Below are 18,657 nucleotides of genomic sequence, written 5' to 3'. Positions count from 1 at the left end.
ATTTGGGATTAGTCTTCAACTACGATTCCCATGCTACGTGCTGTACCTTCTACCATACGCATTGCAGACTCAACGTTAGCAGCGTTTAGGTCAGGCATTTTTGTTTCAGCAATCTCACGTACTTTGTCACGCTTGACTGTTGCAACTTTATTACGGTTTGGTTCACCAGAACCTGACTCAATACCAGCCGCTTTCTTAAGTAATACAGCAGCAGGTGGAGTTTTCGTAATAAATGTAAATGAACGGTCTTCAAATACCGTAATTTCAACAGGAATGATTAAACCAGCTTGATCAGCTGTGCGAGCGTTAAATTCTTTACAGAATCCCATGATGTTAACACCGGCTTGACCTAATGCAGGACCAACTGGTGGTGCTGGGTTTGCTTTACCAGCAGGAATTTGTAATTTTACAAGTTTAATTACTTTTTTAGCCACGAGACACACCTCCTTAAGTCCGTGATGTGGTAATAGGGCGATGCCCTCCCACTCCAAGTTCTTTATATATAAAATAAAGAAATAGTTGTTTTAGTCTCAAGATTGAGACATACTGACTTATGAAATATTAACATTAAAACAGATGAAATGCAAGGTTTTAAAAGTTATATTTTTTCAATTTGTGTAAACTCTAACTCAACAGGTGTTTGACGTCCGAACATATCAACATGAACTTTAATTTTGCGCTTGTCCGTATCAATTTCTTCGATTGTGCCTTCAAAGTTCGCAAACGGACCTTCTTTAACTAGAACCGTTTCTTTTAACTCAAAGTCAAATTCAGCATGACTTTCATCCATACCCATTTGCTTTAAAATCATTTCTACTTCTTCTGGTAATAGAGGTGTCGGTTTAGAACCTGAACCGGCTGACCCAACGAAACCTGTTACACCAGGAGTGTTACGTACCACGTACCATGAATCATCTGTCATAATAATCTCTACTAACACATAACCTGGAAATACTTTCTTCTTTGTTATCTTTTCTTTATTGTTTTTAATTTCTCTTTCTTCTTCTTCAGGTACCACCACGCGGAAGATTTTATCTTGCATGCCCATTGTTTCTACACGCTTTTCTAAATTCGTCTTTACTTTATTCTCATACCCTGAATAAGTATGAACAACATACCAATTTTTCTCCATTTTTGAGGACGTAATGTCCTTCCCTCCCAGCTTCCTATAAAGTGTTCAAGTATCTATTGCACAGAAGATGAACTAGAACCTTCACCTGTTCTAGTTCATATCATTCTCAAAACAAATTAAAAAACCCGTACCCGGGCTTTTTAAGAAGAAATCATCATTTAGTTTCATTATACCATGATTATCATTAAATTATTCAAGGGATTAAACGAATCAATGATGAGATTCCATAATCGACAACTGCGAAAAAGACGGTCATGAAAATAACTGTAGAAACAACTGTAATTGTATAGCGAACTAGTTCATTTCGTTTAGGCCAGCTGACCTTCTTCATTTCACGACCAACGTCACGCAAAAATTTCCCTACACGGTTCATGTTTGTAACCTCCATTAAAATAAAAGGGGTATTAATCTGTGCAGCTTTTTAATCTATTTTGTTTCACGATGCTGGACATGTGAGTTGCAAGATTTGCAAAACTTCTTCATCTCTAAACGAATGTTGCTTTGCTCTGTACTTTTCATCGTTGTATAGTTGCGACTACCACATTCTACACATGCCATTACAACTTTTTTACGCATTTTGTTAGCCACCTATATAAGTGATAATGTCTATAAGAAAGTATCACACACTTTCTTCCTGTGTCAATACAGGCTACGTGGTAATTTCACGGATTTCTAAGTAGCGCTCTAGCTTACGTTTAACTCGCTGCAACGCATTATCGATTGATTTTACATGGCGGTTTAGATCTTCTGAGATTTCTTGGTAAGAGCGACCGTCTAAATACAATACGAGTACTTTTCTTTCTAAATCACTCAAAAGCTCTGCCATCTTTAATTCAATATCATCGAACTTTTCTCTATTAATCAAGAGTTCTTCTGGGTTCATGACCTTGGTTCCCGAAATAACATCTAGCAATGTTCGATCAGATTCCTCATCGTAAATAGGCTTGTCCAACGACACATAAGAATTTAGCGGAATATGCTTTTGTCTTGTAGCCGTTTTAATCGCTGTGATGATTTGCCTGGTAATACATAGTTCAGCAAACGCTTTAAATGAAGTAAGTTTATCTTCTCTAAAGTCACGAATAGCTTTATATAACCCTATCATGCCTTCTTGAATAATATCTTCTCTATCTGCCCCTATTAAAAAGTACGACCGTGCTTTAGCTCGAACAAAATTCTTGTACTTGTGAATCAAATACTCTAATGCATCAATGTCACCTTTATGCACAAGCTCGACAACTTCTTCATCTTCTTGTTGTTCGAAATGAGCATGAAGTTTTCTTCCATAGTTATCGCCCATATCGATCCCCCTGACCGCACAGTAGATAGAAATATTATACAGTAGCTAATTCTCCACCGTCAACAGCCTCACTTCTCGCCGCGTCTCCATTTTTCGAAAATTTCAGCAACTCCGTCAGGCAATTTAATCCTTGCCGCTGGCTTTTGCGTTTGAATGGACTTTACTTCAATTTTGATAAATCTCTCAATCTCTTGAATTTCATTATACAATTCCCGGGCGGATTTCCGTAATGCTCCTTGACCAAATATCGCCCACTGTTCAGTAAAATCTGATGTCGCAACATGGACCTGTGTCGCTACGTTATTTAAATCTTGAGCCAATTTTTCAATATACTCATCAGCTGTTTCATTTTCACGTGTAAAAACGACTTCAATTTTATAGTTATGAGCTTTCTTTTCAATTCCTTGAACCATATGTGCGTCAAATACCACAATGACGCGGTAGCCTGTATAAGCTTGGTACTCAGCAAGCTTTTCAATAAGCAAATCTCGGGCTCCCGCTAAATCATGGTCACGTAGATTTCGTAAGTTAGGCCATGCACCAATCATGTTATAACCATCTACTAATAAAATATCCATTTTATCTTCCTAATGGGTGACGTTTACGATACACTTCATACATCAATAAACTTGCTGCTACTGATGCATTTAAGGATGTTACGTGACCAACCATCGGAAGCCTTACTAAAAAGTCACACTTTTCTCGAACAAGGCGACTCATTCCTTTACCTTCACTTCCAATAACTAAAGCTAGTGGCATTGTACCATCTAAGTTTCGATAGTCATCGCTTTCTTTTGCATCTGTACCAGCTACCCATACTCCCCTTTCCTTTAATTCATCAATAGTGCGAGCTAAGTTCGTTACGCGAGCAACTGGAATATGTTCAATAGCTCCAGTTGATGATTTAGCTACAGTTGATGTCAACCCCACAGATCTGCGCTTTGGAATAATAATCCCGTGAGCACCAACTGCATCTGCTGTTCTCATAATTGAACCTAAGTTATGCGGGTCTTCTAACTCATCTAGTACTAAAAAGAAAGGATCTTCATTTTTTTGTGCTGCTTTTTCAAACAGTTCATCAATTTCAGCATATGAATACGCCGCAACTAGAGCTAATACACCTTGATGCGTGCCTTGAACCATTTGTTCAATTTTCTTTTTAGGCACATACTGGACTAATACGCCGTTTCGTTTAGCAAATTTCACAATTTCTCCCATGGATCCCCCCTGAGAGCCCTCTGCAATCCATAACTTGTTAATTTCTCTTTCTGATTTTAATGCTTCTAATACGGCATTTCGTCCGATAATATAATCCTGCTGCTGCATATTAATTTCCTCCCTCTCCTTCAAAAATGAAAGAGATTGCTTTTGTAATAATTTCCTGAGCACGCTCATGGTTACCCAATAAGTAATGATAGCCAACTAACGCTTCAAACGCTGTGCTATAGCGGTACGTTTGTACATCCGTGTTTTTAGGAACTGTGCCTGATTTTGCATTACGTCCTCTTCTTAGCACCGCTAGCTCTTCATCATCTAAGAACTCAATTTCTTTAAAATGATAGACAATCTGAGCTTGAGCTTTAGCTGAAACATATTTTTTCGCTTTGTTATGAAGCTGGTTAGGGCGTACTGTCCCTAACCCAAGCAAATGTTTCCTTACATGCAAGTCGAATACTGCATCACCCATATAAGCTAATGCTAGGCTATTCAACTGCTTCACATCTAACTTTTTTTCAGTCATTAAACAATCATCCTCTTTTCCAACGCGTTCCTTGAGCCGTGTCCTCTAAAATAATATTCTTAGCTTTTAATTCATCGCGAATCTGATCAGCTAATTTAAAGTCACGGTTTTTACGAGCATCAATTCGCTGTTGAATGAGATTTTCAATTTCCTCATCTACTAATTCTTGAGCGTCAAATGTTAAGCCTAAAGCTCCACCTAATTGGTTAAATTCATTAATGAATGCTTCAATTACTTCTTTTGATGTTGTCTTTTCGAGTAGATATACATTTGCTTGCTTAGCCAGTTCGAATAGCACTGAAATAGCATTTGCTGTATTAAAGTCATCATCCATCTCTTTAATAAAACTGTTATGAAGCTCATCAATGTTAGTTAGCCATTCTGAATTACCGTCGTTTAAGTCTGTTGCTGCCTCTAAACGGTGCTTTAAGTTCACATAAGCTGTTTGTAAACGCTCATAGCCTTTTCGAGTATTTTCAAGGATTTCTTCGTTATAATTAATTGGGTGACGGTAATGTACTGATAGAATAAAGAATCTTAATAGTGATGGGTCGTGCTTTTGAATGATGTCGTGTACAAGTACAAAGTTTCCTAATGACTTCGACATTTTTTCGTTATCAATATTAATATAACCATTATGCAACCAATATTTCGCAAATGTCTTACCCGTCAATGCTTCAGACTGTGCAATTTCGTTTTCATGATGAGGAAACGATAAGTCCTGACCGCCGGCATGAATGTCGATTGTATCTCCTAAGTATTTACGAGCCATCGCTGAGCACTCGATATGCCAACCTGGTCTTCCTTGCCCCCATGGACTATCCCATGCAATTTCACCATCTTTTGCCGCTTTCCATAACGTAAAGTCTAACGGATCTTCTTTCTTTTCTCCAACTTCAATACGAGCACCTGATTGCAGCTCATCAATTGATTGATGTGAAAGCTTTCCGTAACCTTCGAACTTTCTTGTGCGGTAATAAACGTCTCCATCTGACTCATATGCATAGCCTTTTTTAACTAGCTCATCAATAAAATCAATAATAATATCCATATTCTCTGTTACGCGAGGATGTATAGTCGCATGTTTGCAGCCAAGTGCTGTCGTATCCTCAAAATAAGCGTTAATAAATCGTTCTGCAATCGTTGGTACATCTTCACCCAGCTCTTTAGCTGCTCGAATTAGCTTGTCATCAACATCTGTGAAGTTTGACACATATTGTACTTCATACCCTCTAAACTCTAGATAGCGACGCACTGTATCGAATACAATGGCGGGTCTTGCATTTCCAATATGAATATAGTTATAAACAGTTGGACCACAGACATACATTTTAACCTTATTTTCCTCTAAAGGTGTAAACACTTCTTTTTGACGAGTTAATGTGTTATATAGCTTAATTGTCATGATAAATCTTCCCTTCTTTGAGCTGCTTGATTTCTTGTTGTAGTTCGCTTAATTGATGTTCAAGCTGCTTGAATCGCTCTGCATCTGGATCTGGTAAATCCTGATGATTTAAATCTTTAATACGAACTCCATTTTGAATGACGACTCGACCTGGTATTCCCACAACTGTTGAATTCTCAGGAACATCATTCAAGACAACCGACCCGGCACCAATTTTTGAGTTTTCGTTAATGGTAATGGACCCTAAAACTTTAGCACCCGTTGCAATAAGAACGTGGTCTTTAATCGTTGGATGACGTTTTCCTTTTTCTTTTCCCGTACCGCCTAAAGTTACTCCCTGATAAACCGTGACATTGTCTCCTATTTCGCAAGTCTCTCCAATTACGATTCCCATTCCGTGGTCAATAAAAAAGCGTCGTCCTATTTTTGCCCCCGGATGAATTTCAATTCCTGTAAAGAAGCGACTAACCTGTGAAATTACACGTGCTAAAAAGAACCATTTGCGTTTAAACAACGCGTGAGCTAAACGATGTGACCAAATAGCATGGAGCCCAGAATACGTTAAAATAACTTCGATGTAGCTCCTAGCAGCAGGATCTTGTTCAAATATCACCTCAATATCCTCTTTTAACATCTTTATCACCTTTTTCACCCCCCATTTTTTATAAAAAAAACGTCTCTGTGTCAACTGACACAGAGACGTTTCTTATACGCGGTTCCACTCTGCTTGAGTGCAGATACGCACTCCAACTCATCTCGTGTAACGGCGATACCCGCTCCTGCTTACTAACCTCAGTTTTCAACAGAAGTCTCTAAGGTGCATTTCAATAGGTATACGCATAGATTACTTTCAGCCGATGGTAATCCTCTCTAAAAAAGCGATAGCCTATTTACTTCTCCTTATCAACGATTTCAATATATATTAACTATATGGGTTTTAAACCAATTTGTTAACCAGAAACTTTTGCTAGACGAGCTAAAACTGTTGCTTTACCAAGTAGCGAAATAGCTTTTGGTAATTCTGGTCCATGTGTTTCACCCGTTGTAGCTACACGAATTGGCATAAATAGCTTCTTACCTTTATGACCTGTTGCTTTTTGAACAGCTTTTGTTGCTGCTTTAATCTCTTCGGGACTAAAAGTCTCCATTGCTTCAATTTCCGTTGCAAAAGCTTGCAATACCTCTGGCACCTGCTCTTCTGCAAGTACAGCTTTCGCTTCTTCATTATACTCAATTTCTGTTTTGAAGAACATTTCTGTTAGCTCCACGATTTCTGCACCGTAGCTCATTTGTTCTTGATAAAGGGCAATTAGTTCTTTTACCCACTTCGTTTGTTCTTCCGTCATTTGTTCTTCTACACGCCCAGCTTTTACGAGATGAGGAAGAGATAGATCTACAACTTCATCTAAATCAAGCTGCTTCATGTATTGATTGTTCATCCAACGAAGTTTATTCGTGTCAAATAATGCTGGTGATTTAGATAAACGAGCAGGATCAAAGATTTCAATAAATTGCTCTTTTGAGAAGATTTCTTCTTCCCCTACAGGTGACCATCCAAGCATTGCAATAAAATTGAACAGAGCTTCAGGTAAGTAACCTAATTCTTTATACTGCTCGATAAATTGGATAATGGACTCGTCACGCTTACTTAGTTTGCGACGACTTTCATTTACAATTAATGTCATATGTCCAAATACAGGCGGCTCCCAACCTAACGCATTATAAATCATAATTTGCTTTGGTGTATTTGAAATATGATCATCTCCACGTAAAACGTGCGTCATTTCCATTAGATGATCATCAATAGCTACAGCATAGTTATAAGTAGGCGTGCCATCTTTTTTCACGATAACATAGTCACCGATACCGTCGGATTCAAATGCTACTTCGCCTTTAACAATATCGTTGAACTTCACTACCGTACCCGTTGGAACTCGGAAGCGAATGCTTGGCTTGCGACCTTCTGCTACTAATTCTTTTTGCTGCTCTTCTGTTAAGTTACGGCATTTGCCTGAGTAGCGTGGCATTTGACCATTTTCAGTCTGCTCTTCACGTTCTTTTTCTAATTCTTCTTCTGTACAGTAGCAATAGTAAGCTGCACCTTTTTCTAATAGTTCGTCCGTATATTTTTGGTAAATTTCTGTACGTTCGGATTGACGATACGGGCCGTATTCTCCACCGATATCAATACTTTCATCCCAATCAATGCCTAACCACTTTAGATAGCGAAGCTGGCTTTCTTCTCCACCTTCAATGTTACGCTTTTGATCTGTATCTTCAATACGAATAATGAACTTACCGTTTTGATTGCGAGCAAATAAATAATTAAATAAAGCTGTTCGTGCGTTTCCGATATGAAGGTGCCCAGTTGGACTCGGTGCATAGCGAACGCGTACTTCTTTTGACATAAGTAGGATAACCTCCAGTTTATTTTACGTAAGTATGTAATTTATTATTTTTCGACATTATTAATTTTATCACCAAATGTAATTCTGTTAAAGACTCTGGGTTATTTTTGATATACTAACACCGCGGCTTGTGAAGCAATTCCTTCTTCACGACCAGTAAAGCCTAATTTTTCTGTCGTCGTTGCTTTAACATTAATCTGTGACACTTCAGCGTCTAATAGTTCGGCAATACGCTCTCGAATTGGCTGGATGTACGGTGCCATCTTAGGTTTCTGTGCAATAATTGTACAATCTACATTACTGAGCGCATAACCTTCTGCTTTCACTAGCTTCCACACATGTTGTAAAAGCTTAGCTGAATCTGCATCTTTAAACTCTGGATCCGTGTCTGGAAAATGCTTTCCAATATCCCCTTGAGCTATTGCTCCTAACAGTGCATCGGCAATCGTATGCAGAAGTACATCAGCATCAGAATGTCCCAGTAATCCTCTCTCATATGGGATTTCAATCCCTCCAATGATTAATGGACGTCCCGTTGCAAATTGATGAACGTCAAATCCTTGTCCAACACGTATATTCATTTCCTTCACCTCTTAGTTGTTTTGTTCCAACTTTGTTAAAATAGCTTCTGCATAAATTAAGTCTTCTGGTGTTGTTAATTTTATATTATCGTAGTCTCCTTGTACAATTGCTACTTCCTGACCTAGCTGTTCCACTAAGCTTGCATCATCTGTTCCTAGATAACCGTTTTCTTTTGCTACGTTATGAGCTCTTTGAATGGTAGACGAAAGAAAAGCTTGTGGGGTTTGAATAGACCACAAGCTAGAGCGTTCAATCGTTTCCACTACGATGTTGTTTTCTACTTTCTTAATCGTCTCTTTAACAGGAACGCCTAAAGTTGCCGCTTCTTTAACTGCCGCTTCTTCTACAAGTTTGTGGATATGGTGATGCTTCACAAATGGTCTAGCACCATCATGTATAAGAACCACATTAGACAGCTTAATGGCTTTCAACCCATTATACACGCTATGTTGGCGCTCTTGACCACCCGACACCACTGCCGTAACTTTACGCATCGGATATTGCTCTAAAAGTGATGTAATATCCTCTAGTTCTTGGTCATTAATAACTAAAATAATGCTATTACATGTATGATCAGTTTCAAATATATTTAGCGTATGAACAAGAAGAGGTACATTTCGAATTAATAGAAATTGCTTATTTCGCCCTGCTTTCATTCGCTTACCTTGTCCTGCTGCTAAAACAATTACATCGTATTGCATGTTCCTTCTCCCTTATAGCTGAAAATTAGAGGGCTTTTTCTAAGAGCTTAGGCTTAGCAAAAATCATTCGACCAGCTGATGTTTGAAGTACGCTTGTCACAAGTACATCGATTTGCTTACCGATATAGTTTCGGCCTTCTTCTACAACAATCATTGTACCATCGTCTAAGTAGGCAATACCTTGATTGTGTTCCTTACCGTCTTTAATGACAAGTACATTCATTTCTTCTCCTGGTAAAACAATTGGTTTGACTGCGTTTGCTAAGTCATTAATATTTAAAACCCCTACATTTTGCAGTTCGCATACTTTATTTAAATTAAAATCATTTGTCACGACGAGACCCGAAGTAACTTTTGCCAACTTTACAAGTTTACTATCTACTTCTTGAATATCTTCAAAATCACCTTCGTAAATCTCTACCTTCATAGACAATTCCTTTTGAATTCGATTTAAGATATCAAGACCTCGACGACCTCTATTGCGCTTTAAAACATCTGATGAGTCTGCGATATGCTGAAGCTCTTCTAACACAAATCGAGGAATGACAATGGTTCCATCTAAAAAACCAGTTTGACATATATCTGCAATACGTCCATCGATAATAACGCTTGTATCTAAAATTTTTAAAGACTGCAAGGATTGATTATTCTCTTGCTCTTCTTCCGAACCTTTTTTCTTACCAATACGAGTAGGTATCGAAAAAACATTGACCAACTCATCTCTCTTTTTAAACCCTACTTGAAAGCCTAAGTAACCTAATAAAATACTTAAAAAGATTGGTAAAACTGTACTAACTACCTGCAGCTGAATTTTCCCAAGGAACGTACCAACTAAATAGGCAACAATTAACCCTAATATTAAGCCTAAACTCCCAAATAAAACATCTGTTACCGGTGCCTTTACAAGAGACTCTTCGATGCGGCGAATAAAGCCTACAACATAATCTACTAACCAGAATGTTATGACAAAAAAGAGAATTGCACCTAAAGGGGCGTGAATGTATGACTTGTCTAATAATGCAATATCTTTTAGACTTAATAATTCAATAAGTTCTGGGATAAGAAAGATTCCTAATGTACCACCTGTTATGATAAAAAACAATTGAACAAAACGTTTTAACACGCCATCACCTCCTTTTATCATTATAAACAGTTTACAATGATTGAAACCTTTTATTTAATTGAAAACATAATTTGTAAACAAAATGTCCCTCTATTAGTATTTTCACAATATCCTAATCAAGATTAAAAAGTCAATTAATATCCTAGAGCTGACGGTTTAGCAAGTGTTGTTCCTTCAGTCGCTTTAGTCCTTGTTGAATTTTACGAGCACGTATTTCACCGATACCCTCTACTTCATCAAGCTCCTGAACAGTTGCATCTGTAATAGCCTTGAGGTCGCCTAATTCTTCAATTAAGTTCTCGATAATAATAGACGGTAGTCGCGGAATTTTATGAAGCATTCGATATCCTCTCGGAACAACTCCCTCTTCAAAGCTCGTATAAATTGGATAACCCATTAGCCGTAAGAGAGTTTGGTCATCTAGCAATACATTATTAGATGGCTGTTGCATCTTTTCAATTACTTTTGTTGGCTCTACGCTTGTATCATACATATAATCTTTCATTAACAAAATTGCTTCTTCTTCTAAGTGAGACAACAATTCATTCATCTGCAGACGAATTAATCGCCCTTCTGTTCCTAACTCCCTAATATAACTTAAAATTTCGTTTTTAATTCGCAATACCATCTCAATGCGATGCAAAGATTGTAACACGTCTGTATGAGTTACTTGTTCTTCAAACTCTAAAGCACTTAGGCTATTGATGGAATCATCTAAAACTGCTTTATATTTCTCCAACGTGCCAAGCGCTTGGTTCGCTTTTGCTAAAATAACGCTAATGTCTTTTAATACATATTGAGAAGAGTCTTTATACAGCGTAATAACATTTCGACGCTGTGAAATAGCAATAACCAGTACTCCTGATTGCTTGGCAACCCGCTCTGCTGTACGATGTCGCATACCGGTTTGCGAAGAAGGAGTAGATGGATCCGGCATTAATTGAGCATTTGCAAATAAAATTTTACTACCACTGTCATTTAAGATAAGCGCTCCATCCATTTTAGCCAACTCATATAAGTGAGCTGGTGTAAATGCACAATTAATTGAAAACCCTCCATCTACCATCTTTTTCACTTGATCATTGTACCCGATTACAATTAACCCGCCGGTCTTAGCTCTTAATACATTTTCAATACCATCGCGAAAAGGGGTTCCAGGAGCCACAAATTCTAGAATATCAGAGATTTGCTTTTGCTCTGTTATCTTTTCATCATTCATTCTTTTTAACCTCCTAACGTGTACTGTAACGCTTCTGACACAGTGGACACCCCTACTACGTCAATGCCTTCTGGTATTTTCCAACCACCTAAGTTTTTTTCAGGAACAATGATTCGCTTAAATCCTAATTTCACAGCTTCTTGCACTCGTTGTTCAATGCGAGACACTCTTCGAACCTCACCTGTTAATCCAACTTCTCCTACTACTACGTCTGTAGGGTTTGAAGGTGCATCTTTAAAACTCGATGCAATGCTAACCGCAACCGCCAAATCAATAGCTGGCTCATCTAACTTTACCCCACCTGCTACTTTTAAGTACGCATCTTGATTTTGCAACAGTAATCCTACTCGCTTTTCTAACACTGCCATAATAAGCGAGACACGGTTATGATCAAGTCCTGTAGACATTCTTCTAGGATTTCCAAAGCTTGTTGGGCTAATAAGTGCTTGTAACTCTACCAATACGGGACGAGTACCCTCCATCGAAGCCACAACGACAGAACCAGCTGCACCTTGAGATCGTTCTTCTAAAAAGATTTCAGATGGGTTGAGCACTTCCTCTAGACCACTTTCCTTCATTTCAAAAATACCCATTTCGTTTGTTGAACCAAAGCGGTTTTTTACTGCTCTTAAAATCCGGTACGTATGGTGGCGTTCTCCTTCAAAATACAAAACACTGTCTACCATATGTTCAAGTAACCTTGGACCTGCAATAGACCCTTCTTTGGTAACATGACCTACAATAAAAATAGCTATGCCGTTTGTTTTTGCAATTCGCATTAACTCTGCTGTACACTCGCGTACTTGAGAAACACTTCCGGGCGCTGATGTAACGTCACCGTGATAAATTGTTTGAATTGAATCAATGATAACAAGTTCTGGATTCATACTTGAGATAGCTTCTGTGATTGACTCTAAGTTTGTTTCTGCATGCACATACAAATCTTCCGCTTTAATACCTAAGCGATCTGCTCTTAGCTTTGTTTGCTTTGTTGATTCCTCACCAGATATATAAAGCACCTTATGCTTGTTCATAGCTAACTGAGCTGAAGTTTGTAGCAACAAAGTTGATTTACCAATACCAGGATCTCCCCCAATTAAGACTAGTGATCCTCTAACAATCCCTCCACCTAAAACACGGTTTAGCTCGGGTGACTTTGTATATATCCTTGGTTCAGTCGTTGATTCAATATTCGTAATGGATTGAGGCTTTTGCACCTTTGTAGACGTTGCGCCAGAAAAAGCTCCTCCTCGCCTTGAAGACTTTGTCTCTTCAATTTCTTCCACCATTGAATTCCAACTGCCACAGCCAGGACACTTTCCCATCCATTTAGCCGATTCATACCCACAATGTTGACATGAAAACTTTGTTTTTCTTTTACTCATTATTTAGTATAATCTCCTCGTTCTTTATAAAAGTCCTTGATGCTATTGTACACTATCTTTACATTGTAAATAAAAAATGGAGGCATACGTATTTTGTCGTATGCCCCACATGTTCTTAATTCTTTAGCTAATACTGCTCGGTGAAGATGACTTGACTGTAAAGTTTTCACCTTCTACATCTAACGTTACCTTTTGACCTTTTTGAATGACGCCTCTTAATAACTCCTCAGATAAACGATCTTCAACATGCTTTTGGATTGCTCGACGTAGAGGACGCGCCCCATACTCTGGGTCAAACCCTTCTTCTGCAATCTTATCAATTGCTGCCTTTGTTAATTCCAATTCAATTTCTTGTTCTTTTAAGCGTCTAGTTAATTGATCAGCCATTAGCTTTACAATTTCAGCTAGATGCGGTTTCTCTAACGAATGGAACACAATAATCTCATCAATACGGTTTAGGAACTCTGGACGGAAAGCACGCTTCATCTCACTCATAACTTTCCCTTTCATATCCTTATAATCCTGACCCTCTGCTTCAACCGTAAATCCAAGATGCTTGTTACGTTTTAACGTATCTGCACCAACATTTGAAGTCATGATTAGAATTGTGTTTCTGAAATCTACAGTGCGACCTTTTGAATCAGTTAAGCGTCCGTCTTCTAAAACTTGTAATAAAATGTTAAATACATCCGGATGCGCTTTTTCAATTTCATCTAGTAATACAACAGAGTATGGCTTTCTTCTAACTTTCTCCGTCAACTGGCCACCCTCATCATATCCAACGTAGCCTGGAGGAGAACCTACTAAGCGAGAAGTTGAGTGTTTTTCCATATACTCTGACATATCAATACGAATCATCGCATCTTCGTCACCAAACATTGATTCAGCTAAAGCACGAGCAAGCTCTGTTTTACCTACACCAGTTGGTCCCAAGAAAATAAATGAGCCTATTGGACGTTTTGGATCTTTCAAGCCTGCTCTTGCGCGACGAACAGCTTTTGCCACTGCTTTTACAGCTTCTTCTTGGCCAATGACACGAGAGTGTAAAATCTCTTCCATGTTTAGTAAACGCTCTGATTCTTCCTGAGCCAATTTCGAAACCGGCACTCCAGTCCAGCTAGATACAACCATCGCGATGTCTTCTACTGTAACAGCTGAATTCTCTTTACCTTGCTCTTGTTTCCAAGCTTTTTTAGTTTCTTCTAATTCTTCTCTTAAGCGTTGTTCTGTATCACGTAATGATGCAGCCTTTTCAAACTCCTGACTTTGGACAGAAGCATCTTTTTCATTTCGGATTGACTCTAGCTTCTGCTCTAACTCTTTCAAATTAGGCGGCGTCGTAAATGAACGTAAGCGAACTTTTGAACCAGCTTCATCAATTAAATCAATTGCTTTATCTGGTAAAAAGCGATCTGAGATATAACGGTCAGATAATTTTACTGCTTGTTCAATAGCTTCATCAGAAATTGATACGCGGTGATGAGCTTCATAACGATCTCTTAAGCCTTTTAAAATTTGGATAGATTCGTCTAGGGTTGGCTCATCAACTTGAATTGGCTGGAAACGACGCTCTAAAGCTGCATCTTTTTCAATATATTTTCGGTATTCATCTAAAGTAGTGGCACCAATACATTGTAATTCACCGCGTGCTAAAGATGGTTTTAGAATGTTTGAAGCATCAATTGCCCCTTCTGCACCACCAGCACCGATTAATGTATGCAGCTCATCAATAAATAGAATGATATTACCGGCTTGACGAATTTCATCCATTACTTTTTTCAAACGATCTTCAAATTCACCACGATATTTTGTTCCAGCAACTACGGTTCCCATATCTAGGGTCATAACGCGCTTATCTCGAAGAATCTCCGGCACTTCGTTGTTAACAATTTGCTGTGCTAATCCCTCTGCGATTGCTGTTTTACCCACACCTGGTTCACCGATAAGAACTGGGTTATTCTTTGTACGACGACTCAACACTTCAATAACACGCTGAATTTCCTTGCTACGCCCAATAACTGGATCTAGACTTCCTTCACGTGCTACCACTGTTAAATCACGAGCTAAACTATCAAGGGTTGGTGTATTTGCATTCGAAGTTCCACCACCTTGATGACTAGAAGCAGCTTCGTTACTACCTAACAGGTGCAATACTTGTTGACGAGCTTTATTTAAGCTCACTCCTAAATTATTAAGTACACGAGCAGCTACGCCTTCACCTTCACGAATTAATCCAAGTAAAATATGCTCAGTTCCCACATACGAATGACCTAATTTTCTTGCTTCATCCATTGAAAGTTCAATTACTTTTTTAGCGCGAGGTGTATAATGAATTGTTTGAGTTAACTCTTGACCTCTTCCAATAAGAGCTTCGACTTCTTTTTGAATTTTTTCTGTGCTTAACCCTAATGCAGATAATGCTTTTGCAGCAATACCGTCACCTTCACGTACAATACCTAATAAAATATGTTCAGTTCCAATATTGTTATGTCCAAGTCGTAAAGCTTCTTCTTGTGCTAACGCTAATACTTTTTGTGCACGCTCTGTAAATCTTCCAAACATCATACGGCTGTCACCCTCCACGTTAATCTATATTTTTAATATTACTAAGGCGATCTCTAATTAAGGTAGCTCTTTTAATATCTCGTTCATGGGCATCTAACGCAGAGCCTGAATACTGTTGTAAAAAGCCTGGCTGCGTCATAATAATGAGTTCATTCAAAATATTTTTGGATATGTTTGTAATATAACCTAAGTCAATCCCTAATCGAACATCTGACAAGCACTGAGACGCTTCTTTAGATTCAATTATGCGACTATGAGCTAATACTCCATATGAGCGATGAACGCGATCTTCTAACTCCAAATGAGACGTTTTAAGTAATGCATCTCTGGCAGATCTTTCTTGAGCAATTAATTGTGTTACAACACTATTCAAGTCTGACACAATATCAGCTTCAGATTTTCCTAACGTAATTTGGTTAGAAACTTGAAAGATATTACCTAATGCTTCGCTACCCTCTCCGTAAATTCCTCTTACAACTAAACCTAATTGATTAATTGCAGGAATAATTCGATGAATTTGACGAGTCATAACCAATGCAGGTACATGCATCATAACCGAGGCACGAAGCCCTGTACCAACATTCGTTGGGCAACTCGTTAAATAGCCTCTTTGTTCATCAAAAGCGTAGTCCACGCGATTTTCAATCCAATTATCTACTTCATTAGCTCGTTCTAATGCTTCGGATAATTGAAGACCTGGAAATAAACATTGTATGCGTAAATGATCTTCTTCATTAACCATAATACTTAAATCTTCTTGCTTTGATAAATAACAAGCCCCTGAATTAGATTCAGATAATTGAGGACTGATTAAATGCTTCTCCACCAGTACTCGTTTCTCCAGTGGCTTTAACTCACTCATTTTTAGAGAAGATAATTCACACTCTTCCATTTTCCTTATTTCTTCAAACACTTGATCAAAATTGTTTACAATTTCATCAGCTTTTTCTTTTACTAACATTGTAGGAAAAAGAAAATTTGTTAAATTTCTAGCTAGACGAATTCTGCTGCTTAGTACAATATCAGAGTCCGGTGCTTCTTGTTTCATCCAAGAGCTTACGGGATTTGTGAAGAATAGTTCAGACATGCGGCTATATCTCCTTTCCCGTAGAGTTATTGATTTTTTTCTCTAATAAGCGAATTTCATCTCGAAGCTCTGCAGCTTTTTCGAATTCTTCTTTTTCAATATACTCCTTTAAATTCAATCTCAGAGCCTGTAATTCCTTTTTTAAATGAAGATTACTTCCAATTCTCTTTGGAATTTTACCATGATGTAAATAATTCCCCCCATGTAACCTCTTCAAAAACGGAACAAGTGGTTGTTCAAAGGTTTCATAGCAGTTTGAACAGCCAAACCGACCAACTTTAGAAAATTGATGATACGTCATTCCGCATGTAGGGCAACGTAGTGGTTCATTTTTAATTGTATTCGGACCTGTAGCAGAAGGTTCAAAATTTAATAGTCCTGCTAATAGACTATTAATTGAAAAGCCTTGCTGAGATGATATAGAAAATACATCTCCACTCTCTGCAGCGCATTGTTCGCAAAGGTGTGCTTCTGTCTTATTCCCATTCACTACATTCGTAAAATGAAGTGTTGCAGGTCGAATCTCACATTGCTGACAAATCATGCAACCATCTCTCCCTGTCTACATAAAATCAATTCAATTAGCGATACCTTAATGAATTCAACATAGCTTTTAGTAATTTCGCTCGAAGTTCATCACGATATGGTAGCTCAAGGTCAATAACAGATCGATGAATAACGCTAAGCATTATCTTAGCTTCTCGCTCCGTAATAACTTTTTCTCCAACTAACCTAAAAATGACGCTTTCAGCATATGACTGTGAAATTTGAGATTCGATAAGATCGATGACTTGTTGAAATAAATGAGAAGCATTATGAGTTCGGACTTTAGCAATTCTGATAAAGCCACCTCCACCTCTCTTACTTTCAACCACATAACCTCTTTCAATCGTAAAGCGCGTATTAATAACGTAATTGATTTGAGATGGAACACATTGAAACTGATCTGCAATTTCGCTACGTTTAATCTCAACAATTTCTCTGTCACTTAATTCAAGCACTTCTTTTAAATACTGTTCAATGATGTCAGAGATATTTGGCACGTTGCACCCTCCTTCTGACTTTGACTATATTTGACCTTATTAAATTAAATATAAAAGGAAATGAAAAAAATTTCAACTATGTAGTTTGATAAGTTTTGCCTTACTTTTATGATTTCCACTAAAATAAGGTTCAAAACGTCATTTATTGAAATTAATGAGAAATAAAAAAAGGACTAGCTATAAGCTAATCCTTTTAAATAATATGCCTGGCAACGTCCTACTCTCACAGGGACAAAGTCCCAACTACCATCGGCGCTAGAGAACTTAACTTCCGTGTTCGGCATGGGAACGGGTGTGACCTCTCTGCTATCGCCACCAGACATGATTTGAGATTATTCTCTCAAAACTAGATAACATTTTGCTGAGTACTAGGTTTACTGTCTAGCTATGGCTCCTAATTAGTCGCCTTCGCTTTTCTAATTTGGTTAAGTCCTCGATCGATTAGTATCAGTCAGCTACACACGTCGCCGTGCTTCCACCTCTGACCTATCAACCTGATCATCTTTCAGGGATCTTACTAGCTTGCGCTATGGGAAATCTCATCTTGAGGGGGGCTTCATGCTTAGATGCTTTCAGCACTTATCCCGTCCACACATAGCTACCCAGCGATGCCTTTGGCAAGACAACTGGTACACCAGCGGTGTGTCCATCCCGGTCCTCTCGTACTAAGGACAGCTCCTCTCAAATTTCCTACGCCCACGACGGATAGGGACCGAACTGTCTCACGACGTTCTGAACCCAGCTCGCGTACCGCTTTAATGGGCGAACAGCCCAACCCTTGGGACCGACTACAGCCCCAGGATGCGATGAGCCGACATCGAGGTGCCAAACCTCCCCGTCGATGTGGACTCTTGGGGGAGATAAGCCTGTTATCCCCGGGGTAGCTTTTATCCGTTGAGCGATGGCCCTTCCATGCGGAACCACCGGATCACTAAGCCCGACTTTCGTCCCTGCTCGACTTGTAGG

Annotated in this window: 20 protein-coding genes, 2 rRNA genes and 1 other annotated feature (1 of these 23 running past the window's edge); all 22 genes read right to left on the bottom strand. The window is 38.5% G+C overall.

Annotated features, from left to right (window positions below; translation table 11 throughout):
• Nucleotides 1-8 precede the first annotated feature (8 nt).
• Nucleotides 9-434 carry a 50S ribosomal protein L11 gene (gene rplK, locus MKZ18_RS00625; protein ID WP_025909714.1) on the bottom strand — a complete coding sequence of 142 codons (426 nt, stop codon included), beginning with the start codon at nucleotides 432-434 and terminating at the stop codon, nucleotides 9-11.
• Nucleotides 435-598: 164 nt separating this feature from the next.
• Nucleotides 599-1,132, bottom strand: a complete 534-nt coding sequence (gene nusG, locus MKZ18_RS00620; protein WP_025909713.1) for a transcription termination/antitermination protein NusG — start codon at nucleotides 1,130-1,132, stop codon at nucleotides 599-601.
• Nucleotides 1,133-1,325: 193 nt separating this feature from the next.
• The gene (gene secE / locus MKZ18_RS00615) at nucleotides 1,326-1,505 is read right to left on the bottom strand and encodes a preprotein translocase subunit SecE (RefSeq protein WP_025909712.1); all 180 of its coding nucleotides are present in this window, start codon (nucleotides 1,503-1,505) and stop codon (nucleotides 1,326-1,328) included.
• A gap of 53 nt (nucleotides 1,506-1,558) precedes the next feature.
• Nucleotides 1,559-1,708, bottom strand: coding sequence for a 50S ribosomal protein L33 (gene rpmG, locus MKZ18_RS00610; RefSeq protein ID WP_025909711.1), 150 nt, complete (start codon nucleotides 1,706-1,708; stop codon nucleotides 1,559-1,561).
• A 73-nt stretch (nucleotides 1,709-1,781) separates the two neighbouring features.
• Nucleotides 1,782-2,432, bottom strand: a complete 651-nt coding sequence (gene sigH / locus MKZ18_RS00605) for an RNA polymerase sporulation sigma factor SigH (RefSeq protein WP_025909710.1) — start codon at nucleotides 2,430-2,432, stop codon at nucleotides 1,782-1,784.
• Between the two features lie 68 nt (nucleotides 2,433-2,500).
• Entirely contained in the window at nucleotides 2,501-3,010 is a 510-nt protein-coding gene (locus tag MKZ18_RS00600; RefSeq protein ID WP_025909709.1) for an NYN domain-containing protein, read from the bottom strand.
• Between the two features lies 1 nt (nucleotide 3,011).
• Nucleotides 3,012-3,758, bottom strand: coding sequence for a 23S rRNA (guanosine(2251)-2'-O)-methyltransferase RlmB (gene rlmB, locus MKZ18_RS00595; protein WP_025909708.1), 747 nt, complete (start codon nucleotides 3,756-3,758; stop codon nucleotides 3,012-3,014).
• Between the two features lies 1 nt (nucleotide 3,759).
• Nucleotides 3,760-4,173, bottom strand: a complete 414-nt coding sequence (locus MKZ18_RS00590; protein ID WP_061784779.1) for a Mini-ribonuclease 3 — start codon at nucleotides 4,171-4,173, stop codon at nucleotides 3,760-3,762.
• Between the two features lie 7 nt (nucleotides 4,174-4,180).
• On the bottom strand, nucleotides 4,181-5,578 hold the full coding sequence (gene cysS / locus MKZ18_RS00585) for a cysteine--tRNA ligase (RefSeq protein WP_025909706.1): 1,398 nt from the start codon (nucleotides 5,576-5,578) through the stop codon (nucleotides 4,181-4,183).
• The gene (gene cysE / locus MKZ18_RS00580) at nucleotides 5,568-6,221 is read right to left on the bottom strand and encodes a serine O-acetyltransferase (RefSeq protein WP_025909705.1); all 654 of its coding nucleotides are present in this window, start codon (nucleotides 6,219-6,221) and stop codon (nucleotides 5,568-5,570) included. The genes cysS and cysE overlap by 11 nt, the downstream gene beginning before the upstream one ends.
• A gap of 49 nt (nucleotides 6,222-6,270) precedes the next feature.
• Nucleotides 6,271-6,494, bottom strand: a binding site (T-box leader).
• Between the two features lie 34 nt (nucleotides 6,495-6,528).
• A complete protein-coding gene (gltX, locus tag MKZ18_RS00575; RefSeq protein ID WP_061784780.1) occupies nucleotides 6,529-7,986 on the bottom strand; it encodes a glutamate--tRNA ligase in 1,458 nt (485 codons plus the stop codon).
• Nucleotides 7,987-8,087: 101 nt separating this feature from the next.
• Nucleotides 8,088-8,567 (bottom strand): 2-C-methyl-D-erythritol 2,4-cyclodiphosphate synthase, encoded by a 480-nt coding sequence (ispF, locus tag MKZ18_RS00570; protein ID WP_061784781.1) that lies wholly within the window; start codon nucleotides 8,565-8,567, stop codon nucleotides 8,088-8,090.
• A gap of 12 nt (nucleotides 8,568-8,579) precedes the next feature.
• The gene (ispD, locus tag MKZ18_RS00565; protein WP_025909702.1) at nucleotides 8,580-9,269 is read right to left on the bottom strand and encodes a 2-C-methyl-D-erythritol 4-phosphate cytidylyltransferase; all 690 of its coding nucleotides are present in this window, start codon (nucleotides 9,267-9,269) and stop codon (nucleotides 8,580-8,582) included.
• Nucleotides 9,270-9,294: 25 nt separating this feature from the next.
• Nucleotides 9,295-10,392 (bottom strand): PIN/TRAM domain-containing protein, encoded by a 1,098-nt coding sequence (locus tag MKZ18_RS00560; RefSeq protein WP_061784782.1) that lies wholly within the window; start codon nucleotides 10,390-10,392, stop codon nucleotides 9,295-9,297.
• A gap of 142 nt (nucleotides 10,393-10,534) precedes the next feature.
• Entirely contained in the window at nucleotides 10,535-11,611 is a 1,077-nt protein-coding gene (gene disA, locus MKZ18_RS00555; RefSeq protein ID WP_061784783.1) for a DNA integrity scanning diadenylate cyclase DisA, read from the bottom strand.
• Nucleotides 11,612-11,616: 5 nt separating this feature from the next.
• A complete protein-coding gene (gene radA, locus MKZ18_RS00550; protein WP_025909699.1) occupies nucleotides 11,617-12,996 on the bottom strand; it encodes a DNA repair protein RadA in 1,380 nt (459 codons plus the stop codon).
• A 123-nt stretch (nucleotides 12,997-13,119) separates the two neighbouring features.
• The gene (gene clpC / locus MKZ18_RS00545) at nucleotides 13,120-15,561 is read right to left on the bottom strand and encodes an ATP-dependent protease ATP-binding subunit ClpC (RefSeq protein ID WP_061784784.1); all 2,442 of its coding nucleotides are present in this window, start codon (nucleotides 15,559-15,561) and stop codon (nucleotides 13,120-13,122) included.
• Nucleotides 15,562-15,580: 19 nt separating this feature from the next.
• Complete coding sequence (locus MKZ18_RS00540) at nucleotides 15,581-16,648, bottom strand: protein arginine kinase (protein ID WP_025909697.1); 1,068 nt, start codon at nucleotides 16,646-16,648, stop codon at nucleotides 15,581-15,583.
• A gap of 4 nt (nucleotides 16,649-16,652) precedes the next feature.
• Nucleotides 16,653-17,192, bottom strand: a complete 540-nt coding sequence (locus MKZ18_RS00535) for a UvrB/UvrC motif-containing protein (protein ID WP_025909696.1) — start codon at nucleotides 17,190-17,192, stop codon at nucleotides 16,653-16,655.
• 37 nt (nucleotides 17,193-17,229) lie between these two features.
• Nucleotides 17,230-17,691: a CtsR family transcriptional regulator gene (locus MKZ18_RS00530; RefSeq protein WP_061784785.1), complete on the bottom strand. Its 462-nt coding sequence runs from the start codon at nucleotides 17,689-17,691 to the stop codon at nucleotides 17,230-17,232.
• A gap of 204 nt (nucleotides 17,692-17,895) precedes the next feature.
• Nucleotides 17,896-18,011, bottom strand: a 5S ribosomal RNA gene (rrf, locus tag MKZ18_RS00525).
• A 101-nt stretch (nucleotides 18,012-18,112) separates the two neighbouring features.
• Nucleotides 18,113-18,657, bottom strand: a 23S ribosomal RNA gene (locus MKZ18_RS00520) (it continues 2,390 nt past the right edge of the window).

The organism is Priestia sp. FSL W8-0001, assembly GCF_038050335.1.
Taxonomy (GTDB): Bacteria; Bacillota; Bacilli; order Bacillales; family Bacillaceae_H; genus Priestia; species Priestia flexa.
Note: the sequence above shows the minus strand (reverse complement) of the source record. Positions and strands in the feature narration are given on the sequence as shown.